The organism is Actinomadura logoneensis, assembly GCF_003428695.1.
Classification (GTDB): Bacteria; Actinomycetota; Actinomycetes; order Streptosporangiales; family Streptosporangiaceae; genus Spirillospora; species Spirillospora logoneensis.
This window is the reverse complement of sequence record NZ_QURH01000335.1, coordinates 1-22,899: the sequence shown is the minus strand read 5'-3', so window position 1 is coordinate 22,899 and position 22,899 is coordinate 1. Positions and strand designations below refer to the sequence as shown.

The 22,899-nt window shown below is 72.5% G+C and carries 26 protein-coding genes; 11 read left to right on the top strand and 15 right to left on the bottom strand.

The features are described from left to right. Window positions 1–63: 63 nt before the first annotated feature. The 4 genes from DZF91_RS21925 to DZF91_RS21910 form a co-directional block, all read right to left on the bottom strand. Entirely contained in the window at window positions 64–627 is a 564-nt protein-coding gene (locus DZF91_RS21925; protein WP_117359326.1) for a rhodanese-like domain-containing protein, read from the bottom strand. Between the two features lie 120 nt (window positions 628–747). After that, window positions 748–1,575, bottom strand: a complete 828-nt coding sequence (locus DZF91_RS21920; RefSeq protein ID WP_117359325.1) for a sulfite exporter TauE/SafE family protein — start codon at window positions 1,573–1,575, stop codon at window positions 748–750. Then, window positions 1,572–1,943: a rhodanese-like domain-containing protein gene (locus tag DZF91_RS21915; RefSeq protein WP_117359330.1), complete on the bottom strand. Its 372-nt coding sequence runs from the start codon at window positions 1,941–1,943 to the stop codon at window positions 1,572–1,574. The genes DZF91_RS21920 and DZF91_RS21915 overlap by 4 nt, the downstream gene beginning before the upstream one ends. Window positions 1,944–1,965: 22 nt before the next feature. Then, entirely contained in the window at window positions 1,966–3,348 is a 1,383-nt protein-coding gene (locus tag DZF91_RS21910) for an MBL fold metallo-hydrolase (protein WP_117359324.1), read from the bottom strand. Between the two features lie 556 nt (window positions 3,349–3,904). On the opposite strand from DZF91_RS21910, the gene DZF91_RS21905 reads away from it, so the two are divergent. After that, window positions 3,905–5,275 carry a nitroreductase/quinone reductase family protein gene (locus tag DZF91_RS21905; RefSeq protein ID WP_235834463.1) on the top strand — a complete coding sequence of 457 codons (1,371 nt, stop codon included), beginning with the start codon at window positions 3,905–3,907 and terminating at the stop codon, window positions 5,273–5,275. A gap of 38 nt (window positions 5,276–5,313) precedes the next feature. On the opposite strand, the gene DZF91_RS21900 is transcribed toward DZF91_RS21905, so the two are convergent. Genes DZF91_RS21900 through sigJ form a run of 3 tightly spaced genes read right to left on the bottom strand, consistent with a single transcriptional unit; the run spans window position 5,314 to window position 7,040 of the window. Next, window positions 5,314–5,649, bottom strand: a complete 336-nt coding sequence (locus tag DZF91_RS21900) for an ester cyclase (protein ID WP_117359322.1) — start codon at window positions 5,647–5,649, stop codon at window positions 5,314–5,316. Further along, window positions 5,646–6,080, bottom strand: a complete 435-nt coding sequence (locus DZF91_RS21895; RefSeq protein WP_199486793.1) for a MarR family winged helix-turn-helix transcriptional regulator — start codon at window positions 6,078–6,080, stop codon at window positions 5,646–5,648. Before DZF91_RS21895 ends, DZF91_RS21900 begins: the two co-directional genes overlap by 4 nt. Before the next feature lie 51 nt (window positions 6,081–6,131). Beyond that, window positions 6,132–7,040 carry an RNA polymerase sigma factor SigJ gene (sigJ, locus tag DZF91_RS21890; RefSeq protein WP_117359321.1) on the bottom strand — a complete coding sequence of 303 codons (909 nt, stop codon included), beginning with the start codon at window positions 7,038–7,040 and terminating at the stop codon, window positions 6,132–6,134. A 150-nt stretch (window positions 7,041–7,190) separates the two neighbouring features. Between sigJ and DZF91_RS21885 the strand changes: the two genes are divergently transcribed. Beyond that, window positions 7,191–7,820: an LUD domain-containing protein gene (locus DZF91_RS21885; protein WP_117359320.1), complete on the top strand. Its 630-nt coding sequence runs from the start codon at window positions 7,191–7,193 to the stop codon at window positions 7,818–7,820. Window positions 7,821–7,825: 5 nt separating this feature from the next. Here DZF91_RS21885 and DZF91_RS21880 read toward each other — a convergent pair whose 3' ends face one another. Continuing rightward, window positions 7,826–8,608, bottom strand: coding sequence for a helix-turn-helix transcriptional regulator (locus DZF91_RS21880; RefSeq protein WP_235834462.1), 783 nt, complete (start codon window positions 8,606–8,608; stop codon window positions 7,826–7,828). Window positions 8,609–8,744: 136 nt separating this feature from the next. On the opposite strand from DZF91_RS21880, the gene DZF91_RS21875 reads away from it, so the two are divergent. Next, window positions 8,745–9,452, top strand: a complete 708-nt coding sequence (locus tag DZF91_RS21875) for an SDR family oxidoreductase (RefSeq protein WP_117359318.1) — start codon at window positions 8,745–8,747, stop codon at window positions 9,450–9,452. 129 nt (window positions 9,453–9,581) lie between these two features. On the opposite strand, the gene DZF91_RS21870 is transcribed toward DZF91_RS21875, so the two are convergent. Both DZF91_RS21870 and DZF91_RS21865 read right to left on the bottom strand, forming a co-directional pair. After that, complete coding sequence (locus DZF91_RS21870) at window positions 9,582–9,860, bottom strand: hypothetical protein (protein ID WP_117359317.1); 279 nt, start codon at window positions 9,858–9,860, stop codon at window positions 9,582–9,584. Further along, on the bottom strand, window positions 9,857–10,276 hold the full coding sequence (locus DZF91_RS21865) for an ATP-binding protein (RefSeq protein ID WP_117359316.1): 420 nt from the start codon (window positions 10,274–10,276) through the stop codon (window positions 9,857–9,859). The genes DZF91_RS21870 and DZF91_RS21865 overlap by 4 nt, the downstream gene beginning before the upstream one ends. A 147-nt stretch (window positions 10,277–10,423) precedes the next feature. Between DZF91_RS21865 and DZF91_RS21860 the strand changes: the two genes are divergently transcribed. From DZF91_RS21860 to hsaB, 5 genes are all read left to right on the top strand, one after another. Continuing rightward, complete coding sequence (locus DZF91_RS21860) at window positions 10,424–11,224, top strand: helix-turn-helix domain-containing protein (RefSeq protein ID WP_147341256.1); 801 nt, start codon at window positions 10,424–10,426, stop codon at window positions 11,222–11,224. Continuing rightward, window positions 11,221–11,406, top strand: coding sequence for a DUF397 domain-containing protein (locus DZF91_RS21855; protein WP_199486792.1), 186 nt, complete (start codon window positions 11,221–11,223; stop codon window positions 11,404–11,406). Before DZF91_RS21860 ends, DZF91_RS21855 begins: the two co-directional genes overlap by 4 nt. Window positions 11,407–11,530: 124 nt before the next feature. Next, a complete protein-coding gene (locus DZF91_RS21850; protein WP_117359314.1) occupies window positions 11,531–11,848 on the top strand; it encodes a DUF397 domain-containing protein in 318 nt (105 codons plus the stop codon). A 147-nt stretch (window positions 11,849–11,995) separates the two neighbouring features. After that, window positions 11,996–13,159: a 3-hydroxy-9,10-secoandrosta-1,3,5(10)-triene-9,17-dione monooxygenase oxygenase subunit gene (gene hsaA / locus DZF91_RS21845; RefSeq protein WP_117359313.1), complete on the top strand. Its 1,164-nt coding sequence runs from the start codon at window positions 11,996–11,998 to the stop codon at window positions 13,157–13,159. Between the two features lie 24 nt (window positions 13,160–13,183). Then, window positions 13,184–13,801 carry a 3-hydroxy-9,10-secoandrosta-1,3,5(10)-triene-9,17-dione monooxygenase reductase subunit gene (gene hsaB / locus DZF91_RS21840; RefSeq protein WP_117359312.1) on the top strand — a complete coding sequence of 206 codons (618 nt, stop codon included), beginning with the start codon at window positions 13,184–13,186 and terminating at the stop codon, window positions 13,799–13,801. A 64-nt stretch (window positions 13,802–13,865) separates the two neighbouring features. Here hsaB and DZF91_RS21835 read toward each other — a convergent pair whose 3' ends face one another. Continuing rightward, entirely contained in the window at window positions 13,866–14,675 is an 810-nt protein-coding gene (locus DZF91_RS21835) for an alpha/beta fold hydrolase (RefSeq protein WP_117359311.1), read from the bottom strand. 230 nt (window positions 14,676–14,905) lie between these two features. On the opposite strand from DZF91_RS21835, the gene DZF91_RS21830 reads away from it, so the two are divergent. Next, window positions 14,906–16,366, top strand: a complete 1,461-nt coding sequence (locus DZF91_RS21830) for an amidohydrolase family protein (RefSeq protein WP_158588007.1) — start codon at window positions 14,906–14,908, stop codon at window positions 16,364–16,366. 46 nt (window positions 16,367–16,412) lie between these two features. On the opposite strand, the gene DZF91_RS21825 is transcribed toward DZF91_RS21830, so the two are convergent. Then, on the bottom strand, window positions 16,413–16,973 hold the full coding sequence (locus DZF91_RS21825) for a hypothetical protein (RefSeq protein ID WP_117359309.1): 561 nt from the start codon (window positions 16,971–16,973) through the stop codon (window positions 16,413–16,415). 97 nt (window positions 16,974–17,070) lie between these two features. Here DZF91_RS21825 and DZF91_RS21820 point away from each other — a divergent pair, with 97 nt between their 5' ends. Further along, the gene (locus DZF91_RS21820; RefSeq protein ID WP_199486791.1) at window positions 17,071–17,631 is read left to right on the top strand and encodes a flavoprotein; all 561 of its coding nucleotides are present in this window, start codon (window positions 17,071–17,073) and stop codon (window positions 17,629–17,631) included. 400 nt (window positions 17,632–18,031) lie between these two features. Here DZF91_RS21820 and DZF91_RS21815 read toward each other — a convergent pair whose 3' ends face one another. The 3 genes from DZF91_RS21815 to DZF91_RS21805 all read right to left on the bottom strand — a co-directional run bounded on the left by DZF91_RS21815 (window position 18,032) and on the right by DZF91_RS21805 (window position 20,801). Further along, window positions 18,032–18,334: a hypothetical protein gene (locus DZF91_RS21815; protein WP_117359307.1), complete on the bottom strand. Its 303-nt coding sequence runs from the start codon at window positions 18,332–18,334 to the stop codon at window positions 18,032–18,034. Between the two features lie 150 nt (window positions 18,335–18,484). Further along, window positions 18,485–19,624, bottom strand: coding sequence for a UDP-N-acetylglucosamine--N-acetylmuramyl-(pentapeptide) pyrophosphoryl-undecaprenol N-acetylglucosamine transferase (locus DZF91_RS21810; protein WP_117359327.1), 1,140 nt, complete (start codon window positions 19,622–19,624; stop codon window positions 18,485–18,487). A gap of 175 nt (window positions 19,625–19,799) precedes the next feature. After that, window positions 19,800–20,801 carry a hypothetical protein gene (locus DZF91_RS21805; RefSeq protein WP_147341255.1) on the bottom strand — a complete coding sequence of 334 codons (1,002 nt, stop codon included), beginning with the start codon at window positions 20,799–20,801 and terminating at the stop codon, window positions 19,800–19,802. Between the two features lie 210 nt (window positions 20,802–21,011). Here DZF91_RS21805 and DZF91_RS21800 point away from each other — a divergent pair, with 210 nt between their 5' ends. Beyond that, entirely contained in the window at window positions 21,012–22,790 is a 1,779-nt protein-coding gene (locus DZF91_RS21800; RefSeq protein ID WP_117359305.1) for an oleate hydratase, read from the top strand. The last annotated feature ends 109 nt before the right edge of the window (window positions 22,791–22,899 follow it).

The following is a 22,899-nucleotide window of genomic DNA, read 5'->3' as shown; positions in this document are numbered from 1 at the left end:
GCGGTGCGGGGCCCCGTGGTGGACGCCCCGCACCGCCGCCCGTTCTCGTTCCCGGGCCGTTCGTCAGCCCTTGAGGGCGGCGAGGGTGGCGTCGAGGTCGCCCGTGCGGGGGCGGTTGTGCGGGAGCTTGGAGAGCATCGCGGCCATGGCGCAGGTGTTGGTGACCGCCGAGTAGACGAGCCCCGCGGCGACGCCGCCGGACAGGATCAGCGCGGGCTTCCAGAACGCCCCGGCGACGGCCCCGGCCAGCACGAGGGAGCCGGCCGTGAACCGGACCTGGCGGTCCATCGCCCAGACCGCGCGGCCACCGCCGGGCTTGTGGACGTCGCGCCCGCCCTGCGCCCACGCCTGGGTGCCGCCGGACAGGGTGGCCACTTCGATGCCGAGCGCGGAGAGCCGTTCGCACGCCTGGCCGGAGCGGGCCCCGGACGCGCAGACCACGAGCAGCGGACCGCGCGCGGCGGCGGCCTGGAGGGCGTCGACGGCCCGGTCGAGGCTGTCCAGGGGGACGTTGTAGGCGCCGGGGAGGTGGCCGGAGGCGAACTCGCCCGGGGTGCGGACGTCGACGACGGTCAGCTCGGCGAGGCGGGACTGGGCCTGCTCGGGAGTGATGGCGTTGATGGCCATGTGTGGTGATCTCTTTCCGTTCCGGGGTGTCGGACCCACCGTAGGATACGGGCAGGGGTATTCCGACAAGGGGGGTGTCACGTGCGACCGCCGGACGCCCGGGCGGCGGCACGAAGGTCGTCAGGTCAGGGCGTCCACGAGCATCAGGGCCGCGACGGCCAGCAGCGTGACGGCGAAGCCGCGCTGCAGCAGGCGTCCGGAGAGCCTGCCGGCGACGCGCCGTCCGTCCCGCGCGGCGAGGATCGCGGCGGCGGTGAACGGAACGATCGTCGCCCAGTCGAGCGCGGACGCGGCGGCGCCGCGCATCACGAGCGAGGCCAGCGCGTTCACGGCGATGACCAGGAGGCTCGTGCCGATCGCCGCCCGCATGGGGAAGGCGAGCCGGTCGACCAGCGCCGGGACGGCGAGGAAACCCCCGCCGACGCCGAGCAGACCGGTCAGCGCGCCGAGCCCGGCGCCCGTCGCGGCGGCCTTCCCCGGGCTCGCCACGGCCTCGTCCGGGGCCGTCGCGGTCCCGTCCTCGGCCGTCTCGGTCCCGTCCGGGGCCGGCGCCGTGTCACCAGCGGTCTCGTCCGCGGGCTTGGCGGCGGTGGTGGCGCGGATCATGCGGACGGCCGCGAAGCCGGCGACCAGGGCGAAGACGGCGGTGAGGACGGGCTGCGGCAGGTGTCCCGCCGCGAGCCCGGCCACCGCGGCGGGGACGATCCCGGCCACCGCGAACAGCGTCCCCGCCTTCCAGCGCACGTTGCCCGCGCGGGCGTGCGTGTACAGGGCGGTGAGCGAGGTCACGGCGACGATGACGAGGCTGGCGGTGGTGGCGTCCGCCGGGGTGAACCCCAGCAGGTAGACCAGCGCGGGCACGGTGAGCATGCTGCCCCCCGCGCCGAGCGCGCCCAGCACCAGCCCCGCCGCGGCTCCGCAGCCGAGGGCCAGGATCAGCGTCGTCATGCCACCGTGCCGGGCCGGCCGCCGGGGCCGGTCACGGGAAGGCCCGCGCGCGCCCAGGCGGACATGCCGCCCGCGACGTCCACGGCGTCCACGCCGCGGCCCGCGAGGATCTGGGCGGCCTGCCGGGACCGGCCGCCGGAGCGGCAGATCACCACGACCGGCTTGTTCCGCGCGGCGGCGGGCAGCTTGGCCCCGGACGCCAGGCGGCTGAGCGGGAGGTGGACGGCCTCGGGCGCGTGCCCGGCCTTCCACTCGGTCCCCTCGCGGACGTCGAGGAGGACGGCCTCGCCGTCCGCGACGCGCCGACGCGCCTGCTCGGGGGAGATCCGGTTCCCGCCGGAGGAGCCGAAGAGCCTCTCGAAGATCATGTCCATGTCCTCCTGTTCCAGGTCAGTGCTCGGTCTCGGGGCCGGTGACGGTGAGTCCGGCGTCCACGGCGGACTCGAAGCCGTCGTCCACGGCCACGACCTCGCGGCCCGCGGCGTCCAGCAGGGACGCGGCCGTCGCGGCGCGCAGCCCGCCCGCGCAGTGCACCCACACCGGGCGGCCCGCCGGGAGCTCGCCCATGCGTCCCCGCAGCTCGTGGATGGGGATGTGGACGGAGCCCTCGACGTGGCCGAGCTCCCGCTCGGAGTCGCGGCGGACGTCCAGCACGACCGGCCGCTCCCCGCCCTCGCGCAGGACGGCGGCGAGCTCGGCGAACGTGGCGCGCGGGAAGGAGCGCGGCTTCTCCCCCTCCGGCAGCCAGTCGGCGGGGCCGCCGGTCGCGGCGGCGGCCGGACGGTCGATGCCGACCCGTGCCAGCTCGCGCTGCGCGTCCGCGATCTGCTCGGCGTTCTCGGCGAGCAGCGTGACGGGCCGCCCCCACGGGATCAGCCAGGGCAGGTAGGTGGCGAGCTTGCCGTCGCCCTCGAAGTTGAACGATCCGGCGACGTGGCCGGCGGCGAAGGCGACGCGGCTGCGCAGGTCGACGACCCACTCCCCCGCGTCCAGCCGGGCGGCGATCTCGGCGGCGTCGGCGCGGCGCACCGGCGTGAGGTCCACGGGCGCGGGGCCGGCGGTGTTCAGCGGGCCCATGTGCGCGTAGTAGGCGGGGACGTCGTCCAGGCCGGCGAGCAGTTCGGCGACGAAGGTGTCGACGTCCTTGGTCAGCGCCGCGTTGCGGGCGCGCTCGGCGCCGATGGTCGTGGAGTCGCCCTCGGCCTGCGTGGACGAGCAGAAGCTGCCGAAGCCGTGCGTGGGCAGCACCCGGACCTCGTCGGGGAGCTCGGCGGCCAGCCGCCGGACCGACGCGTGCTGCGCCCGCGCCAGCCGCTCGGTCAGGCGCGGCTCGACCAGGTCGGGCCGTCCGACCGAGCCGATCAGCAGGGAGCCGCCGGTGAAGGCGGCCACGGCCCGTCCGTCCTCCTCCAGGACGTAGGAGGTGTGGTGCGGGGTGTGGCCGGGGGTGGCGACCGCGCGCAGCACCAGCCCCTCGTCCAGTTCGATCTCGTCGCCGTCCGCGACCGGGAGCCGCGCGTAGGCGACGTCCGCGGCGGCGGGCACGAGGTACCCGGCGCCGGTGATCCGGGCCAGGTCGAGGCCGCCGGTGACGTAGTCGTTGTGGACGTGCGTCTCGGCGACGTAGGCGACGCGGACGCCGCGGCGCGCCGCGGCGGCGATCACCTGGTCGATGTCGCGGGGCGGGTCGACGACCACCGCCGCGCGGGGGCCGCCGGCCAGATAGCTGCGGTTGCCCAGGCCCTCGAGTTCAAGGGTCTCGACGAAGAACACGATCCCGCCTCCTTGCGGTCGTCATTTACCCCTGGGGGTATCCGAACGCCCCCAACGTAGCACATATACCCCCGGGGGTACCAAGGGAGTGATCATGGACGTTCCGGGCCGCCCTGCTTGACGCGCCCCGGCGATCTTGCGTTGAATGGACGCCGGTGCCGCGTGGCGTGCGCAGAGGAGCCCCGGAAGGACGTCGGGCCAGGCCGCGCACGAGTGGGCGAGCACCGGGAGACCCCGAAGGGGATGATGCAGGTGGCCGTCTACCGCATGGAACGCACCTAGCCGTCTCGCGCCGACGCCGCTCGCGTCGGTCCAGCCGACGCCTACGCGCCTCGGCCGCGCGCTGTGCTCCACCCTTCCGCGCTCCGGCCCGCCCCGTCCGGCGCCGGGCTTTCCGTCCCGCCGTACCGGGCTTCCGCCTTGCGCTCCGCCCATTTCGCGCGCTTTCCCCGCCCTGACGTGCTCATGCGCCTCGGCGGTCCCCGCGCGTCCGGGCGGCTCGGAGCCTGCGCGCCCACCCGACCCCGTTTCTTTCTCTCCATGCACGAGGAGTGTTTTGACCACACCGTTCGCCGATTTCCAGAAGCAGGTCATCGACGAGTTCCGCGCCAACCACGGACGCGTGGGCGGCATGTTCGAGGGGGCCCGCCTGGTCCTGCTCACCACGACCGGCGCGCGCACCGGCCGTCCGCACACCACCCCCGTCGCCTTCCTCGCCGACCCGGACCGCCTGCTGGTGATCGCCTCGGCGGGCGGCGCCGACCGGCATCCGGCCTGGTTCCACAACCTGGCGGCCGAACCGCGCGTCACCGTCGAGACCGGCCCGTTCACGCTGGAGGCCGACGCGGTCGTCCTCCAGGGCGACGAACGGGACGCGGTCTGGGCCCGCGCCGTCGCGTCCGACCCCGGCTGGGCCGAATACCAGCGCAAGACGTCCCGGATCATCCCGGTCGTCGCGCTGCACCCCGTCCGGACGACCGGCGTGCACCTGCCCGCCGATGATCTGCCCGCCCACCTGGACGAACGCGGGCTCCGCCCGTTCTGGGACACCCTGCGGGAGAAGAAGGGCCGCCCGACGTGCGCCCGCGTCACCGGCCCCGACACCTACGACACCCTGTTCGCCGCGCTGTCCGGGGTGTTCGCCTCCCCTCCGCCGCTGCCGTCCGACGCCGGGACGACCGCGCCGTTCACGCTGCCCGTGCCGGGCCACTGGGTGGACGCGTCGCACCGTCCGGCTCGGGAGGCGGGCGTCGTGCTGTACGTGCACGGCGGCGGCTTCGAGATGCGGATGCCCGACTTCGAGCGCCCGCTGGCCTACCACCTGTCGAAGACGGCGGACCGTCCCGCGTTCGGCCTGGACTACTCGCTCGCGCCGGAGCACACCTTCCCCGTCGCGCACGACGAGCTGGTCTCCGCCTACCGCGCGCTGCTCGCCGAGGGCGTCCCGGCCGAGCGGACGGTCCTCTTCGGCGAGTCGGCCGGCGCGACGCTCATCCTGGAGGCGCTGCCCACGCTCCGGGACGAGGGCGTGCCCCTGCCGGGCGGGGTGGTCGCGGTCTCCGCGCCCACCGACTTCACGGTCACGAGCCCGTCGATCGACGCCCCGGCGGGCCGGGACGCCGTCACGCGGGAGGTGATGGAGCACATCGTCGGCCAGTACCTGGGCGGACTGCCGAACGACCGGGCGCCCCAGTCGCCGCTGCACGGCGACCTGACCGGCCTGCCGCGGATGCTGCTCGTGGCGGGCGGCAACGAGGCGCTGCTGGACGACTCCCGCCGTTACGCCGAGGCGGCGGCCGAGGCGGGCGTCGAGGTCACCCTGGACGTCTACGACGGCATGCCGCACGTCTTCCACCTGGGCGTCCTCGCCGAGCCGCGCCCGCCGGTGGCGGCGACCTTCCTGGACCGCCTGGCCGCCTGGCTCTGACGCCCGCTCGCCGACCGGCCCCGGTCCGCCGGGGCCGGTCAGCGGCTCATCGAGGAGAGCCCCCACAGCTCTGCGATGCGCCCGTCCCGGACCCGGAAGATCTCCATCATCGTGGGCGACTGCCCCGGCACGCCCCGCACGCTCGTGCGGACGGCGACGGTGTCGCCCTCGACCACCATGTCCTCGACGGTGACGCTGAGGTCGGGGAACGCCTCGTGCATCTGCCGCCAGCGCCGGGCGACGCTCTCCGGCCCGGTCGCGTCCATCGGATGGCTGTAGAAGTCCGGTGTGAAGATGTCGTGGGCGGCTTGGTGGTCGTGCGTGTTGAAGGCCGTGTACATGGCCTCGGCCACGGCCCGCGCGTCGTCGTTCATCGTTCCCCCTGCTCGGTGATGTTGGTCCGGACGCGCCGCAGCACCCGCAGCACGACCTCCCGCTCGTCCGGGGAGACGCCCTCCAGCAGACGTTCCTGGTACGCCTGGTGGGCTCGTTCCAGGTCGGCGGCGGCCCGCTCCCCCTCGGGAGTCAGGGCGGCCAGGGTGTAGCGGTTGTCGTACGGGTCGAGGCGGCGCCGGGCCAGCCCCTCCCCCTCCAGCTCCTTGACCAGCCGGGTGACGGACGCGCCGTCGATGCCGAGCGCCTGCCGCAGGTCGCTGTGGCTGGTCTCGCCCTGCCGTCGCAGCCGAACGAGCAACCGCACGCGGTGCGCGCTCAGCCCGACGTGCCGCGCGAACGCCTGCCGCACCTCGGCCCACGCCCCGCCCATCTCCCGGAAGAACCGGTCCTCGTCCGTCTCGTCCCGCACGATCTCTTTATACCGACAACCCTTGAAGTGATCAAGAGTTGCGTCGGGTGGTCAGGCGGGGGTCCAGGGGCGGAGTTTCTCGGGGTTGCGGACCACCCAGATGTTCTTGATGCGGTCGTCGGCGATGTCGAAGGCGAAGACCGTGACGGTGACGCCGTTCTGCTGGGCCACCAGGCCGGGGTGGCCGTTGACGGTGCGCTCCAGGAACGTCATGTCCTGCGGCCTGCGGCCGGCGAGTTCGGCCCAGGCGTGGGCGATGCGCTCGGCGCCCTCGATCGGCTCCAGGAAGGTGACGGCGAGTCCGCCGCCGTCGGCGACCGCCCTGGCGTCGGGGTCGAGCAGGCCGATGAGGGCGTTGATGTCCTGGGCGTCCCACGCTCGCCTGAACTCGCGGACGATCTCGCGGCGCCGGGCGGACGGGGTGCCGGAGGGCCGCGCGGCCTGGACGCGGCGGCGGGCCGAGAAGGCGAGCTGGCGGCATGCCCCCGGGCTGCGGCCGACGATCTCCGCCACTTCGGCGAAGGAATGGCAGAAGACGTCGTGCAGGACGAACGCGACGCGCTCGGCCGGGGTCATCTCCTCCAGGACGACCAGGAAGGCCAGGCTGACCGACTCGTCCAGGGTGATGCGGTCGGCCGGGTCGGCGGTGCCGTCCTCCCTCTCGGGCAGCGGCTCGGGGATCCACTCGCCGACGTAGGTCTCGCGGCGGGCGCGGGCCGAGCCGAGCTGGGTGAGGCAGATTCGACTGACGACCGTGGTGAGCCATGCGCCGGGCGTCTTGATGGCGTCCTGCTGCTCCCGGGACATGGTGTACCAGCGGGTGTAGGTCTCCTGGACTGCGTCCTCGGCCTCGGCCAGGGAGCCCAGCAGCCGGTAGGCGACGTTGATGAGCCGGCGGCGCTCGCGCATGACCGCGTCCAGGCTGGTGTCGGGCTGGTCTGGCGTGGAGGGGTGGGTCATGGCGCCGACGGCTCCTTCGTTCGCACGGTCTTCACCCGGTACGACCGGACGGCCCGCCGGAACGTCAGGTTCGGCGCCGGACCTGACAATCCGCGCCGCCGTCCGGTCGGACCCGCCGAGACGGCACATCATCCAGCGAACAGGAGCATCATGACCACCGCACAGCAGGCAACCCCCTTCTCCACCCCGGCGACCGCGCAGCGCCTGGAGCGGGCGGCCACCGCGCTGACCGCCAACGGCTTCACCGTGGAGGTCCTCGACGACGTCGCCGCCGCGCGCGTCCGGATCGCGGAGCTGATCCCCGAGGGCGCGAGCGTGTTCACCGGGGCCAGCGAGACCCTTCGGCTGTCGGGGATCGAGAAGGACATCAACGTGAGCGGGCGGTACGACGCCGTCAAGCCGCGCGGCCTGGCCATGGACCGCGCCTCCCAGGGGGACGAGATCCGCCGCGTGTACGCGAGCCCGGACGTCACCGTGGGCAGCGTCCACGCGGTCACCGAGACCGGCTCCCTCGTGATCGCTTCGGGCAGCGGGAGCCAGCTCCCCGGTTACGCGGGCGGCGCCGCCCGCGCGATCTGGGTCGTCGGCGGGCAGAAGATCGTCCCCGATCTGGCCACCGCGCTGCGCCGCGTCGAGGAGCACTGCCTTCCGCTGGAGAACGTCCGCGCGATGAAGGTCTACGGGCAGCCCAGCGCCGTCAACCGCCTGCTCATCCTCAACGGCGAGTACGTCCCCGGGCGCGGCACGGTCCTGCTGCTCCGCGAGGCGATCGGTTTCTGACCCGGTCAGCGGCGGGCGCCGACCGTCCTGAGCCGCCGCAACGCCTCGTGGGACGGAGTGTCCGGGGCGGCCGTGTAGAGGACGACCCGCTGGTCGCACTCGGGGACGACGAGGTAGTCCACGTCCAGCTCGACCGTGCCCACGAGGGGGTGGTCGATCCGCTTGCGGGAGCTGCGGCGGACGCGGACCTCCCGCTCGTCCCACATCGCCGCGAGTCCGGGGACGGCGTTCACCTCGGCGACGAGTTCCCGGACGCCCGGGTCGGACGGGTACTTCGCGGCCGTGGCCCTCAGGTCGGCGAGGCAGTCGCGCACGAACCGCTCGTCGTGGCCGCCGTCGCGGCAGATGCGCCGGATGATGTTGCGGTCGCGCGGGGACTGCGCGGCGAAGTCCCGGATGAGCGCGGCGGCCAGGTCGTTCCAGGCCAGGACGTCGTACTTGGCGTCCATGACGTAGGCGGGCGTCCCGTCGAGGCGGTCGAGCATCCGCAGCACGCCCTGCGGCACCTCCTGCGGAGGGCCTGCGGGCAGGTCGGGCCGCTCGTCCGCCAGGTGGTACAGGTACGTCCGCTCGTCGTCGGCCAGGCGCAGCGCCCTCGCCAGCGCGCCCAGGACCTGCCGGGACGGACGCGGGCCGCGCGCCTGCTCCAACCGGATGTAGTAGTCCACCGAGATGCCCGCGAGGTGGGCGACCTCCGCGCGGCGCAGGCCGGGGGTGCGCCGGCGCGTCCCCTCCGGCAGCCCGGCGTCCTCCGGCCGCACCTTCGCGCGCCGGTCACGGAGGAACACCGCCAATCCCCGCCTGTCCACGCGTCCAAGGATTCCGTATGCCGGGGCCGGGTCGCGAGAGCGCAAGGAGGGACCGCCGGTACCAGCCTCGGCCGGTCCCTCCCGCGCGCCGGGCGGACGACGGCACAGTCCCACCATGCGAATCTCACTCATCACCGGTGCGAACAAGGGCATCGGCTTCGAGACCGCCCGCCGCATCGGCGGGACCGTGCTGGTCGGCGCGCGCGACGAGGAGCGCGGACGCGCCGCCGAGCGCGCGCTCCGCGACGAGGGCGTGGAGGCGCGGTTCGTCCGGATCGACGTGACCGACGAGACGAGCGTCAGGTCGGCCGCCGCCTGGATCGACGGCGAGTACGGCCGTCTGGACGCGCTCGTCAACAACGCGGGCGTCTCCCTGACGCGCGCCGCCCCGAGCGACACGTCCGCGGAGTTGCTGCGCCGGACGTACGAGCCGAACGTCTTCGGCGTCGTCACGGTCACCAACGCGATGCTGCCGCTGCTGCGGAGGTCCCCTGCCGGACGCGTCGTCAACGTGTCGAGCGAACTGGGCTCGCTCGCGCTGAACACCGACCCCGCATCGCCGTTCCGCGAGGTCAACCTCCTCGCGTACAACTCGTCCAAGGCGGCCGTGAACATGATCACCGTCTGCTACGCCAAGGAGCTGGCGGACACCGGGATCAAAGTGAACGCCGTCAACCCGGGCTACTGCGCCACCGACATGAACGGCCACCAGGGTGTCCGCACCGCCGCCCAGGGCGCGGCCCCCGCCGTCTGGGCGGCGACGCTCGGCGAGGACGGCCCGACCGGAGCCTTCTTCTCCGACGACGGCCCCCACCCCTGGTAACCGCGACCGCTCCCCCGGCGCACGTCCCCGGTCATGCGGGTGACGTGCGCGTATGAGGGAGCCGGACGGCATGGCGGGAGGCCGACGGGGTCGACGCGGGCGGGTGCGGACCCTCGCCGGCCTCCCTGTCTAGATGGGCGGACGCAGCTCCTCCAGCACCGCCGCGAGAGCCTCGGGGTCGGCGTCGCCGAGGGCCTGGACCAGCCCGTCGCACGAGCTGGCCGAGATGAGGATCGGCCCTTCGGCGCGCCAGATGCCCCGGTCGCACAGGCGGATGTCCCACGCGGGGAACATCTGCCGGAGCATGACGAGGACGAGGGCGCGCGCCGACGCGGACGACGCGGTGCCGGTCGATGTGGTGCCGGTCGATGTGGTGCCGCTCGACGTGGTGCCGCTCGTCGCGGTCACGGGACCACCACGTCCAGGACGGCCCAGACGATCTTGCCGCCGCCCTCGCGGAGCGCCCACCCCCAGCACGCGGCCAGCCCCTCGACGAGAGCGAGGCCGCGCCCCGACGACTCGTCCAGGGTGAGGGGCCTGGCCCTCGGCCGCGCGTCGCTGTCGTCCTCGACCTCGATCACCGGACGCCCGTCCTCCCCGACGTACACGCGCATGAGGACGCTGGCGGTCGCCGTGTGCCGCACGGCATTGGTGATCAGTTCCGTCGCGATCGTCTTGCCGATGTAGATCACCTCCACATCGCCGACGCCGAGCGCCTGCAGCAGATCACTCAGGAAATCCCGCGCACCTTTGACCCCTTCCTGATCGTCTCGGTCGATCGCCAACTGAGGCGTCGGGCTGCACGGCGTGATCTGCACAGGCATGCCGGTCACCCTTCCTCTCCAAGGAATTTTCGCGTGTCCTCCCGTTGATAATCCCTGACCGGTTACACTCGCAATGAACCAGCTCGAAGAGTGCAGAAGTGTGAAGCACAAAACAAATCTGGTTACCTGGGTTAAGGGAGTGTGATCATGTCCCCTCGACGGCAACGCCCCACGTCAGAGCCCGCCCTCAAGGCGTTCGGCAGCCAGATGAAGCGCCACAGAAATCGGGCAAGCATCACACAAGATGCCATAGCCGGGCGCACGCACGTAAGCGCATCTTTCGTCTCACAGGTGGAAAACGGCAAGAAGGCGTGCAAGCGCGATTTCGCGATGATCGCCGACCAGATGACCGGAGCGAACGGGGCGCTCCTGGAGCTGTGGGAAGACCTCTACAAAGACGGCAGTCCCGTCCCGGGCTGGTTCGCGGACTGGTCCGCGATCGAGGGCGAAGCGGAATCCCTCGTCTGGTGGGAACCGATGATCATCCCCGGACTCCTCCAGACCGAGTCGTACGCGCGGGAGTTCCTTACGAGCGAGACAGCCGTCAAGAGCCGACTCGAACGCCAAGAGATCCTGACGCGAGATGACCCACCACCGATCCCCCTCACCGTGCTGCTGACCCGGGCAGCGCTCACCTACCCTGTCGGCACTCGCGCGACCATGCAGGAGCAACTGCAACACCTCGTCGCGCTGGCGGAGCGCCCGAACATCTCACTGCAGGTCGTGACGTACTTCGGCCGCCCGGTCGCGATCGGAGGAGCGTTTGGTCTGGCCACCTTGCCGGATCGCTCCCAGGTAGCATATTTGGAAACTACGGTCCGAGGCATTACGACCGACGCCCGTGACGACCTCAGCAGCCTGTCGGAGGCACTTAGGAAGCTTCAGTCCAAGGCACTCCCGGAAAACCAGTCACTCGACGTGATCCAGAAAGAGATTGAGGCACTATGAAGGCCGAGATGCTCATGTGGCGCAAGAGCAGCTACAGCGGAGACAATGGCGGGGCCTGCATCGAAATCGCTGACCTCACGCCTTCCGTCGGCGTCCGTGACAGCAAGGACCCCGACGGTCCCCGCCTGACCATGACTCGCGACAACCTCGCAGCCCTCACCGAGGTCATCAAGCACCTCTGACATCCGCGCGCCCCTCGCTCACCGTTGCCGTGCGCCCCTGTGTGCTGCGGCGACTAGAGGGGCGGAAACTCGGGTACCGACAATTTGTTGCTTGCCGAACGAGTTATGAGGAAGGCCAGTAGGGATGAGCCAACACCGTCCGCAGTGGAGAAAGAGCAGCCGTAGCGGCGAGAACGGCGGAGACTGCATCGAACTCGGGGCGCTCGCGTCCCTCATCGGTGTGCGGGACAGCAAGGCCCCTGACGCTTCCTGCCTGACCCTGCCGCGCAAGAGCCTCGAAAACCTCACCCGGATCCTCAAGAACGCGCAAGAGCCTCGAAAACCTCACCCGGATCCTCAAGAACCTCTGAGACCGAAAGAACGCCCCTCGCCCCACCGGCCGGTGGGGCGAGGGGCGTTCTTCTCGTCGGTGGACGGGCGGATGAGACGGCGGCGGACATAGCCTGAGCTGGCTCCTATGCGTCGGCGGGTATACCGCCCGCTGAAAGCGGCATTACCCCTACCTCCTGCCGGTATCCCACCATCGGGGCACCCGCCGCGACCAGGACGTGGTCCGGTCCCGTGTGCCGACGAGAGGGGAACCCCACCCATGAGCGATCAGGTTCTGGAAGCCGTCCGCGAACTGGTGCCGACGCTGCGCGAACGCGCCCAGGAGACCGAGGACGCGCGCCGGGTGCCGGACGACACCATCCGGCTGCTCCGCGAGACGGGGTTCTTCCGGCTGCTCCAGCCGAAGCGCTACGGCGGGTACGAGTCCGACCTCGTGCCCTTCTACACGGCCGTGAAGACGATCGCGAGCGCCTGCGGCTCGACGGGCTGGGTCGCCTCCGTGCTCGGCGCGCACGCCTGGCACGTCGCGACCTTCCCCGAGCAGGCGCAGGACGACATCTGGGGCGACGACCCGGGGACCCTCGTCTCGTCCGCCTACGCGCCGATCGGGCGGGCGACACGGGTGGACGGCGGGTACCGCCTGTCGGGCACGTGGAACTTCTCCTCGGGCGTCGACCACGCCGGCGCGGCGATCGTCGGCGGGCTCGTCATGGACGCTGACGGCAAGCCCACCGACTGGGTGGCGTTCCTGGTCCCGGCCTCGGACTACCAGGTCAACGACGTCTGGCGGACGGTCGGGCTGCGCGGGACGGGCAGCAACGACATCGTCATGGAGGACGTGTTCGTCCCCGCCCACCGGGTGCTGTCGTTCGCCGACTCCTACGCCTGCGAATGCCCCGGCCAGGAGGTCAACACCGCGCCGCTCTACAAGGTGCCGCTCTACTCGATGATGACGACCACCATCACGACGCCGCTGGTCGGGATGGCGGCCGGGGCCTACCACGCGCACGTCGAGCACCAGCGGTCGCGGGTGCGCGCGTTCGGCGGCGCGAAGGCCAAGGACGACCCGTTCGCCAAGGTCCGGGTCGCCGAGGCGGGCAGCGAGATCGACGCGGCGTGGCTCCAGCTCACCCACAACATCACCGCGGTCCTCGACACCGCGAAGGCGGGCCGTCCCGTCCCGACCTCGCTGCGGCTGCGGCTGCGCCGCGACCAGGTGCGGGCGGGCGAGCGCGCGATCGCCGCCGTGGACCGGCTGTTCGAGAGCTCCGGCGCGTCCGCGCTGGCCGAGGGCACCCCGATCCAGCGGTTCTGGCGGGACGCGCACGCCGCCCGCGTGCACGTGGCGAACGACCCGGAGGCCGCGCTGAAGCTGTTCGGCGACGGCGAGTTCGGCGAGCAGATCACCGCCGGAATGCTCTGACCCCGCTCACCCCAGGAGGCCGTCATGAGCCACCCGTCCGCCGCCGCGAACGCGCCTCGCGCCATCGTGCCGACCGCCGATCCGACCGCCGAGCCGACCCCTGATCCGACCGACGCCTCGACGTTCCGCCAGGTCCTCGGGCACTTCTGCACCGGGGTGGTGATCATCACGGCGATGGACAGCGACGTCCCCGCCGGGTTCGCCTGCCAGTCGTTCTCCGCGTTGTCGCTGGACCCGCCGCTGATCCTGTTCTGCCCCGCGCGGACGTCCCGGACCTGGCCGGTGATCCGGCGGGCGGGCCGGTTCGCGGTGAACGTCCTCACCGAGGCCCAGCGGGAGGTGTGCGCGGTGTTCGGACGGAGCGGCCCGGACAAGTTCGCAACGACCGGATGGCGGCGGTCGGCGGGCGGGGCTCCGCTGCTGGACTCCGCGCTGGCGTGGCTGGACTGCACGCTGGAGACCGTCCACGAGGGCGGTGACCACGACATCGTCGTCGGGCGGGTGACGGCCCTCGGCACCGGGACCGCCGGCCGTCCGCTGCTGTTCTACCGGGGCGGCTACACCGTCACCGAGGCCGAGCCGGTCCCGACCGGATTCCAGGAGGAGTTCCTCACCTGGGCACGTCCCGGCGACTGGTTCTGACCCCCATGCGAAAGGCGGGCGGCACATGGTGCCGCCCGCCTTCAGCGTGTCCGGGACGGCGGGCTCAGCGGCGCGCCCCGGCGGCGAACGCGAGGATCGCCTCGGAGATCACCTCGGGCGAGTCCAGCGTCGGGAAATGGGTGGGGCCGCCCAGCCAGCGCGGCTGGAACCAGGGGTTCCCGGCGCTGAACTCGCGCTGCTCCCGGTGGTGCTCCGGGGTGGACGGCTGCGAGTACAGGTGCGCGACGGGGCGCGGCTCGGCCAGGGCGAGCATCCGCTCCAGCGGCGAGCCCCACCGCTGGTAGGCGGCCTCGATGACGCGGCACGAGCGGGTCCACATCTCGGCGTCGAAACCGGCCATCTCCTCGTTCAGGTGGTGCACGACCTCGGGGCTGTCGGCCTGGTCGAGCCAGGTGTCGAACAGCGCCTGCCGTCCCTGCCGCCAGGTGTCGGGGTGGTATCCGGCGCGCAGGTCGCGCAGGAACTCCGGGGCGGGACGGCGTACGAGCCAGTCCACCACGACGACGCGCGGCGCGGCGGCGGCGCCGAGCCGGTCGGCCATCTCCAGGTTGGCCCAGCCGCCGTGCGAGGTGGAGACCGGGACGACGCTGGTCTCGCCCAGTTCGCGGAGCAGCGCGACGGCGTCGTCCGCCATCTCGTCCGGGCCGAAGTCGCCCGCCACGGTGCGCTGCGCCCCGTGGCCCCGCCAGTCCATCCGGACCACCCGGCGCTCGGCGGCGAGAACCGGCAGCACGCGGTCGAACAGCCGGTGGTCCTGGCACCAGCCGCTGAGCAGCAGCAGGGTCGGATGCTCCGGGGCCTCTCCGGTGACGTCGAAGTCGATGTCGTGACCGTTCAGGCGCATGGTCTTCATATGTACCCCTCCTCGGTATCAGCCTTGTGGCCTGGGGCATCACCGGCAAATACCGATCCTCTGAGCAGGCATAACCGAACGGCTATGGCGTGCTCGGCACGGCCCCCACGCATAGGGGTATGGCCGGACGGCCATACCCCCGGCCCGTAATGGCATTGGCGCGGCCGGTCCGACCGGCGCAGCATGGGCGAACCCGTTCCGCCGAATCCCCGTCACCGGAGGTAGCGCCCATGAGCAACGCCCGTACCGTCGTCACCGGCGGCCACGTCATCACCATGGACGAGCAGCTCGGTGACCACGAGAACGGCGCCGTGCTCATCGAGGGCGACCGGATCGCCGCCGTCGCCCGGGACGCCGCCGAGTTCGCGGGCGTGGACGCCGAGGTCATCGACGCGCGCGGCGGCCTGGTCCTGCCGGGGATGGTCGACTCGCACCGGCACACCTGGATGTCGCTGATGCGGGCGCTCTCCGCCGACCAGTCGCTGCCGGAGTTCCTGGCCACCACCTTCTACGGCACCGGGTCGTTCCTCACCGCCGCCGACCTCGGCACGGCCGCGCTGGTCGGGGCGCTGGAGGCGCTGGACGCCGGCGTCACCACGATCATGGACTGCGCGGACTGCGTGAACACCCCCGAGCACGCCGACGCCGCGATCGCCTCGCTGCGCGAGGCCGGGATCCGCGCCGTCTACGCCTACGGGATGCAGCGCTACGACTACTCCCCCACCCCGTTCACCGGGCACGCCGACCGGCTCGCCGACCTCGCCCGCGTCCGCGGCGTCCTCGCCGACGACTCCGCGACCGTCACCGCGGGCGTCCTGCTCAGCGACTTCGGGACGCTGCCGTTCGAGCACACCGCCGCCGAGATCCGCGCCGCCGCCGACCTGGACGTCCTGGTCGCCTCCCACACCGCCGCCGCGACCGGGTCCATCCTGCTCAAGGGCCTGCGCGAGCTGAACGACCACGGCCTGCTGCGCCCCGGCCACGTGCACATCCACTGCCCGGCGCTCGACCCGCAGGAGTGGCGCCTGCTCGCCGACACCGGAGCGCGCGTCACCATCGCGCCCGAGACCGAGATGCAGATGGGCATGGGCTTCCCGCCCTTCCGGGCGGCCATGGACGCCGGGATCGCGCCCGGCGTCAGCACCGACATCGTCGCGGTCGGCTCCGGCGACCTGTTCTCCCAGATGCGCCTCGGCCTCCAGACGCAGCGGATGCTCGACAACGACCGCGCGCACCGCACCGGCACCATGCCCTGGACGATCGACCTGACCGTCCGCGACGCCCTCGCCTGGGGCACCCGCGACGGCGCCGCCACCCTCGGACTCGGCGACCGGATCGGTTCGCTCACGCCCGGGAAGAAGGCCGACCTGATCGTCGTCCGGCCGCGGATGGACCTCGTCCGCTCCAGCAACCCCGTGGGTTCGGTGGTGCTGCAGTCCACCGCCGCCGACGTCGACACCGTGCTGGTGGACGGCGAGGTCCGCAAGCGGCACGGCAAGCTCGTCGGGCACGACCTGGACGCCCTCCGCGTCCGCGCGAACGCCGCCCTGGACCGCATCCAGGAGGGCCACGCGGCGATGCCCCGTCCGTCCGTTGAAGGCATCCGCGCCTGGTTCGAGACCGCCGAGCGCATGGCCACCCGCGCCTACGGCTCCGCCTACGCCGACGGCATCCCCGGCATGGCGCACTGACCTCTGGCCGCCGTCCTGGTCACGTCGCCGCGCCGCCTCTTCCCGGTCAGTCGTCGGCGAAGGCCAGGACGGTCACCTGGGCTCCCGCGCCCGCGCCGATGAGCACGTGATCGAAGGTGTGGCCGGTCACCGGACGCCAGGAATAGCATCGGGGACGGCGCAGAGACCGCCATTCGCCGGGGTCGTCGAAGGCGACGTTGCTCCACCAGCGGGCCTCCGGGCCCAGCAGCTTGAGCACCCTGCCGAGGCGCGAACGCGCCGCCTCCCGAGTCCACGGCCCAAGCAAAAAGCCATAGGCCAGGGACACCCTGCAGGTGCTGACCAGCACCGACAGGAGCACGTCGGCGGGCAGCTCGACGGGGTCGAGTTCGGAGGCGAGACCTCGGACGGAGGAGCTGGGAACGCTCGCCTTCCTCCTCGGGAACGAAGGGGGACGCGCGGCGATCCCACCGGCGGCGATGAGCGCGTGCAGGGGCACGGCGAGGTCGAAAGACGCGGCGGGGTCGGAGGGTGCGGCGTCCACCGAGACGCGGCGGAAGTTCCGCGCGGACTCGTCGGCGTCCAAGGGGGCGAGCAGTTTGCGAAGCTGCTCGACGGTGCTGACCACGCTCGATGATCCCACTGGTCCGAGCGGGGCGGCCCGTGAGGTGAACCGCGCGGGTGGCAGGCTGGTCGCCTTGCCCATGGCGACGAGCGGAGGACCCGTGCCCGACGGACCGGTGCTGTACCTGATCGCGTGTGGCGGACGGCCCGCCGCCGACCTGGCGGGCCTCGTCCCCCGCCTCCAGGCGGACGGATGGACGGTGTGCGTCGTCGCCACTCCGTCCGGCACGAAGTTCATCCCGCGCGACGAGCTGCGCGAACTCACCGGCTTCCCGGTCCGGAACGACTACAAGCGGCCCGAGGAGCCCGACGTGCTCCCGCCCGCCGACGCGTTCGCCGTCGTCCCGGCCACCTTCAACACGGTCAACAAGTGGGCGCAGGGCATCAGCGACACCCTCGCCCTGGGCCTGCTCAACGAGGCCGTCGGGCTCGGCCGTCCGATCGTCGCCGTGCCCTGGCCCAACGCCGCCCTCGCCCGCCACCCCGTCTTCGAGCGCAACGTGGCCGAACTCCGCGCCTGGGGCGTCCACGTCATCCTCGACCCGGCACGCCTTCCCGCCCCCGACTCCCCCGGCGCGAGCGAGGGCTCCTTCCCCTGGGACGTTCTCCAGACGCGGCTCGACCTCGTGCGGCGGAACCTCCCGGCCGGTCTCGAACCGTGAGGGGTGGGGTCGGGGGCGCGTCAGGGACGATCTCAGGGTCCGTCCCGGAGGCGCGGGGACGGCGGACGGCCTAGCTTCTGTCGGCGGGGCCATGTGCCCCGTCCCCCTGGCCACCGAGAAGGCGGAAGCTTGTTCTGGAACCGAAGTACCTCAGTGCCGTCCCCCGACCGGGCGCCCGCCGACACGGCGGGCGACCGCGGGATCGTCACCCTGACGGACGTGCACAAGTCCTGGCCGACCCCACGGCCGAGTCCGTCGCGCTGCGGCTGGCGGCGCCCCCGCGGCACTCCCCCGCGGGAGCGGGGCGGAGCACCACCGGTCGGTCACGGGCCGACCGTACGCGGTGCCTGAGCCGGGCTCGCCGAAGCCCGGCCCCACCGGCCGGCGCCGGACGCGCGGGTCAGACGTTCGCCGTCCTGACCAGCCTGTCGTCGACGAAGACCCGGATCTCCTGCGGACGCAACGCCGCGAGCAGGAGCTTCCGCTTCTTCTCGATCCTCACCAGGTGCCGTTCGCGCACGCCGACGGGGAAGACGTAGCGGCGGGTGAGCCGCAGCGAGAGCATGACGACCTGGTGCCGGACCGGAACGCCGTCGACCGTGATGACCAGACTGCCCGACCGCTTGTCGAACGAGAACCCCACGCGGTGCACCTCCTCGGCACCGACGTCGATCCACAGGCTCGTCGCCCATGCATTCGCCAAATCCCTCATCCTTCCCATGACCGTCATCTCGGTTCTGGGAAGTTTTGAGCAGTCTTCGGCCGCGGACAAGCGGGTTCGGGGTCTTTCTCCTGCACCGCCGTTCCAGGCGTCGGCGACGCCCGGAACGGCGGCGGAAACGGAGCGGTCGGATCAGGTCAGCGCCGTCGCCAGGACGACGTCGGCCAGGCGGGCGGCGGCGTCGGGACGGCCGAGGGCCCGCGCCCGGTGGGCCATGTCGGCGCGGCGGCCCGCGTCGTACAGCAGGGGGCCGACGGCGTCGGCGAGGTGGCGCGGCGTGACCTCGCCGACGAGCGCCACCGCCGCGCCGGACCGCTCCAGGTGCTGCGCGTTGTGCGCCTGCTCACCGCCCGCCGAACTGGCCAGCGGGATCAGCACCGACGCCTTCCCGAGCGCGGTGAGCTCGGCGATGGTGCCCGCGCCGCTGCGCGAGACGACGACGTCGGCGAGCGCCAGGATGTCCGGCAGCTCCGGCCCGACGTACCCGGCCAGGCGGTAGCGGGCGGCGAGCGCGGTCGGCAGGTTCGCCGTCGCCTGCCGGAGCGCGTCCTCGTTCGCCGGACCGCACTGGTGCACCACGTTGGCGTGCTCCAGCAGCCACGGCAGGACCTCCAGGACCAGCGTGTTGAGCTGCTGCGACCCCTGCGCGCCGCCCGTCACGTACACCGTGGGCACGCGCGCGTCCACGCCGAGCACCGCCGCGCCCTTCCCCGGGTGCCCCGCCAGGACCTCCGGCCGGACGGGGTTGCCCGTCACCACGGCGTTCTCGCGGGCCGAACCGGGCAGCAGCGGCAGCGTCGAATCCGACGACACCGCCATGCGCGTCACCACCCGGGCGAGCGCGCGGTTCGTCAGCCCCAGCCGGACGGTCTGCTCGTGCACGACGAGCGGACGCCGCCGCATCCACGCCGCGAGCCCCACCGGCACGGCCACGTACCCGCCCGTGGCGAGCACGACGTCCGGCCGGAACCGTCCGACGACCGACCACGCCTGCACCACGCCGAGCGGAACCCGGAACATGTCCCGGATGTTCTCCGCCGACAGCATCCGCAGCGGGTTGGCGCTCCGGCGGATCTTCCCCGTGGCCACCGCGGCGAACTCGATACCGTCACCGGCCGCGACGCGGGCCTCCAGGCTGTCGGCCTGCCCCACCCACAGCACCTGCGCGGGCGGCGCCCCGAAGGCCGCCAGCTCGGCCTGGAGCGTGCGGACCGCGGTCAGCGCGGGGTAGGTGTGCCCGCCGGTGCCGCCACCGGTCACGATCAAGCGCATCGGCCGGTCGAGCCGCCGGAGCGCGTCCCCGGCTTCCGGACTGATCACCACGATTTGCCCATCTCCCTGTCCGTCGGAAGGGCGTGACGCTAGCAGCCCGCGCGGGAGAAGGGGGAACGTTCCAGGTCCGCGTGATCAGTCGCCGAAGGGACCTCTGTCGTCAGGGCTGGTCCCTTCATTCGTGCGTGCGCATGGCGCGCCAGGATTCGAAGTCCGCGAGGCATTCCCGGGCCAGGTCGGCGAGGTTGCGGGGGCAGGCCCAGAGGGCGAAGGTCTCGGCGGACGGATCGTTCGGGGTGAAGAGGGCGGTGACGAGGGACGGACGGTCCCCGCGGTCGGTGGCGGCCCACGGGTGGGGGGCGTCGCCGTGCGGGCACGGGGACTCGCCTGCCGCGAGGTCGACGGTCCCGATGGCGGCCTCCATCGCGGGCAGGTACGGGTCGCCCAGGCCCTCCTGCCAGGCCGAGACGCACACGCCGAGGGCGAGCAGGAGGGCGAGGCGGTCGCGCGGGGTGGCCGCCTCGCCGGAGACGATCCGCCGCGCGGTCCACAGCCCGGCGGCCGACGCCTCGATGCCGAGCCACCACGCGCGCCCGGCCTGGACGAGCCGGCGCACGTCCACGCGTCCGTCGGGGCCGAGGTACCGCTCGTCGAGGCCGTCGGTGATCCCCTCGCCGCGCAGCCTGCGCAGCCCCTCCTCCAGCGCCTCCACGCCCTCGGCGGCGATCGCGTGCAGCGCCTTCGGGCAGGTCCACGCCTCCAGCGGGAGGTCGTACTCCTCGTCGTACTCGTCGGGGTCGAGGTACGCCCGGTGTTCCTCGGTGAGCAGGCGGGCCCCGGCGGTCACGGCCTCCTCGGCGTCCCAGTGGGCGCTCTCGGCGTGCGGGTGGCCGCCGTCGCAGGCGTCGGCGTCGAGGGTCCGCAGGGCGGCGCGCAGCGCGGCGGCCATGTCCGCGAGGAGCTCGGACGACTCGATCCGCGCGACGGCGTACGGGGACGTGGCGTTGAGGATCACGACGAGCCCCGCCCGGCCGGGGCCGCCCGGATCGGCGGCGAGCCGGTCGGCGCAGTCCTGGAGCGTCCGCCTCGGGTCGTCCATGGGGTAGTCGCTGACGATCCCGCACAGCGCACCGGCCAGGTCGGCCGCCTCGTCCTCGCTCATCACCACAGCAGTCATGGCAGAAACCTACCGAGACGCCGGCACTGGCCGATCATGTTCGGGCGGCGGTGGCAGGCGATGCGCCCGGATGGCGGCGACCGCCACGGGAGCCCTCGGGTCGGCCGTCCGCGGACTGAGAGGTCGCCCACACCTGCGGTTTCTTGGTGTCGCGCGAGGTTACCGACGGGTAGGACTCGGATTGTCACACTTCGCGTTTCGGGGGAGAGCATGTACTACAGCAGCGGGAACTACGAGGCGTTCGCCCGGCCGCGCAAGCCGGCGGGCGTGGACGGCAAGACCGCCCTGTTCGTGGGCGCCGGGCTCGCGTCGCTGGCCGGCGCGGCGTTCCTGATCCGGGACGGCCACATGGCCGGGGACAGGATCACCGTCCTCGAGCGGCTGCGGCTGCCGGGCGGCGCGCTGGACGGCATCAAGGAGCCCGAGAAGGGGTTCGTCGTCCGGGGCGGGCGCGAGATGGAGGACCATTTCGAGTGCCTCTGGGACCTGTTCCGCTCCATCCCGTCCATCGAGGTGGAGGGCGCCAGCGTCCTCGACGAGTTCTACTGGCTCAACAAGGACGACCCGAACTACTCCCTGCAGCGCGTCACCGAGAAGCGCGGCCGGGACGCCCGCACCGACGGCCTGTTCACCCTCAGCGACCGGGCGCAGAAGGACCTGGTCAAGGTCTTCCTCGCCACGCGTGAGGAGATGGAGGGCAAGCGCATCGACGAGGTCTTCGGGAAGGATTTCCTGGAGAGCAACTTCTGGCTCTACTGGCGCACCATGTTCGCCTTCGAGGAATGGCACGGCGCGCTGGAGATGAAGCTCTACCTGCACCGCTTCATCCACCACATCGGCGGGCTCCCCGACTTCTCCGCCCTGAAGTTCACCCGGTACAACCAGTACGAGTCGCTGGTACTGCCGCTTTACAAGTGGCTGCTGGACCAAGGTGTGAACTTCGAGTTCGGCACCGAGGTCGTGGACGTCGACTTCGTCCTCGCGCCCGGCGCCGGGGGCGCGCCCGGCCGCAAGCAGGCGACCGGCGTCCGGTGGATCCGCGACGGCGTCGAGGGCGGCACCGAGCTCGGCCCGGACGACCTGCTGTTCATGACGATCGGCTCGCTGACCGAGAACTCCCACAACGGCGACCACCACACGCCCGCGAAGCTGAAGGAGGGCCCGGCCCCGGCCTGGGACCTGTGGCGGCGCATCGCCTCCAAGGACCCGGCGTTCGGCCGTCCGGACGTGTTCGGGTCGCACATCCCCCAGACCAAGTGGGAGTCGGCGACCGTCACCACGCTGGACGAGCGCATCCCCGAGTACATCCGGAGGATCTGCAAGCGCGACCCGTTCAGCGGACGCGTCGTCACCGGCGGCATCGTCACCGTCCGGGACTCGTCCTGGCTGCTGAGCTGGACGGTCAACCGCCAGCCGCACTTCAAGCAGCAGCCCAAGGACCAGGTGGTCGCGTGGCTGTACTCGCTGTTCGTGGACGTCCCGGGCGACTACGTCAAGAAGCCGATGCAGGAGTGCACGGGCGAGGAGATCGTCCAGGAGTGGCTGTACCACCTCGGCGTCCCGGAGGAGGAGATCCCCGAGCTGGCCGCCACGGGCGCGAAGGCCGTGCCGGTGATGATGCCGTACGTGACGTCGTTCTTCATGCCGCGCCGGGCGGGCGACCGGCCGGACGTCGTGCCCGAGGGATCGGTGAACTTCGCGTTCATCGGCCAGTTCGCCGAGTCCTCCCGGGACTGCATCTTCACGACCGAGTACTCGGTGCGGACCCCGATGGAGGCGGTCTACCGGCTGCTCGACATCGAGCGCGGCGTCCCGGAGGTGTTCGCCTCCACCTACGACGTCCGCACGCTGCTGGCCGCGACCAGCCGGCTGCGGGACGGCGAGGAGCTGCGGCTCCCGCTGCCGGACGTGCTCCGCAAGCGCCTGATGGGCAAGCTGAACGAGACCGAGATCGGCGAACTGCTCGCCGACTCCCACCTCCTCGGCTGACCGCATCCGAGCCGGAGCCGGCGGCCTGCCCGACGGGCGGGCGGGCGGCCGTCCGGGCGGGCAGACGGGCGGCCGTCCGGTTCGAGGCGGTGGCTGACCTTCGTTGACC

Bases quoted from the DNA above. Each gene is read 5' to 3' on its own strand.
- DZF91_RS21915 (WP_117359330.1), bottom strand. From the start codon at position 1,943: ATGATCTTCGAGAGGCTCTTCGGCTCCTCCGGCGGGAACCGGATCTCC.
- DZF91_RS21875 (WP_117359318.1), top strand. From the start codon at position 8,745: ATGCGAATCTCACTCATCACCGGTGCGAACAAGGGCATCGGCTTCGAG.
- DZF91_RS21835 (WP_117359311.1), bottom strand. From the start codon at position 14,675: ATGAAGACCATGCGCCTGAACGGTCACGACATCGACTTCGACGTCACC.
- DZF91_RS21860 (WP_147341256.1), top strand. From the start codon at position 10,424: ATGTCCCCTCGACGGCAACGCCCCACGTCAGAGCCCGCCCTCAAGGCG.
- DZF91_RS21850 (WP_117359314.1), top strand. From the start codon at position 11,531: ATGAGCCAACACCGTCCGCAGTGGAGAAAGAGCAGCCGTAGCGGCGAG.
- sigJ (WP_117359321.1), bottom strand. From the start codon at position 7,040: ATGACCCACCCCTCCACGCCAGACCAGCCCGACACCAGCCTGGACGCG.
- DZF91_RS21855 (WP_199486792.1), top strand. From the start codon at position 11,221: ATGAAGGCCGAGATGCTCATGTGGCGCAAGAGCAGCTACAGCGGAGAC.
- DZF91_RS21800 (WP_117359305.1), top strand. From the start codon at position 21,012: ATGTACTACAGCAGCGGGAACTACGAGGCGTTCGCCCGGCCGCGCAAG.
- DZF91_RS21925 (WP_117359326.1), bottom strand. From the start codon at position 627: ATGGCCATCAACGCCATCACTCCCGAGCAGGCCCAGTCCCGCCTCGCC.
- DZF91_RS21865 (WP_117359316.1), bottom strand. From the start codon at position 10,276: ATGCCTGTGCAGATCACGCCGTGCAGCCCGACGCCTCAGTTGGCGATC.
- DZF91_RS21920 (WP_117359325.1), bottom strand. From the start codon at position 1,575: ATGACGACGCTGATCCTGGCCCTCGGCTGCGGAGCCGCGGCGGGGCTG.
- DZF91_RS21900 (WP_117359322.1), bottom strand. From the start codon at position 5,649: ATGAACGACGACGCGCGGGCCGTGGCCGAGGCCATGTACACGGCCTTC.
- DZF91_RS21885 (WP_117359320.1), top strand. From the start codon at position 7,191: ATGACCACCGCACAGCAGGCAACCCCCTTCTCCACCCCGGCGACCGCG.
- hsaA (WP_117359313.1), top strand. From the start codon at position 11,996: ATGAGCGATCAGGTTCTGGAAGCCGTCCGCGAACTGGTGCCGACGCTG.
- DZF91_RS21830 (WP_158588007.1), top strand. From the start codon at position 14,906: ATGAGCAACGCCCGTACCGTCGTCACCGGCGGCCACGTCATCACCATG.
- hsaB (WP_117359312.1), top strand. From the start codon at position 13,184: ATGAGCCACCCGTCCGCCGCCGCGAACGCGCCTCGCGCCATCGTGCCG.
- DZF91_RS21805 (WP_147341255.1), bottom strand. From the start codon at position 20,801: ATGACTGCTGTGGTGATGAGCGAGGACGAGGCGGCCGACCTGGCCGGT.
- DZF91_RS21810 (WP_117359327.1), bottom strand. From the start codon at position 19,624: ATGCGCTTGATCGTGACCGGTGGCGGCACCGGCGGGCACACCTACCCC.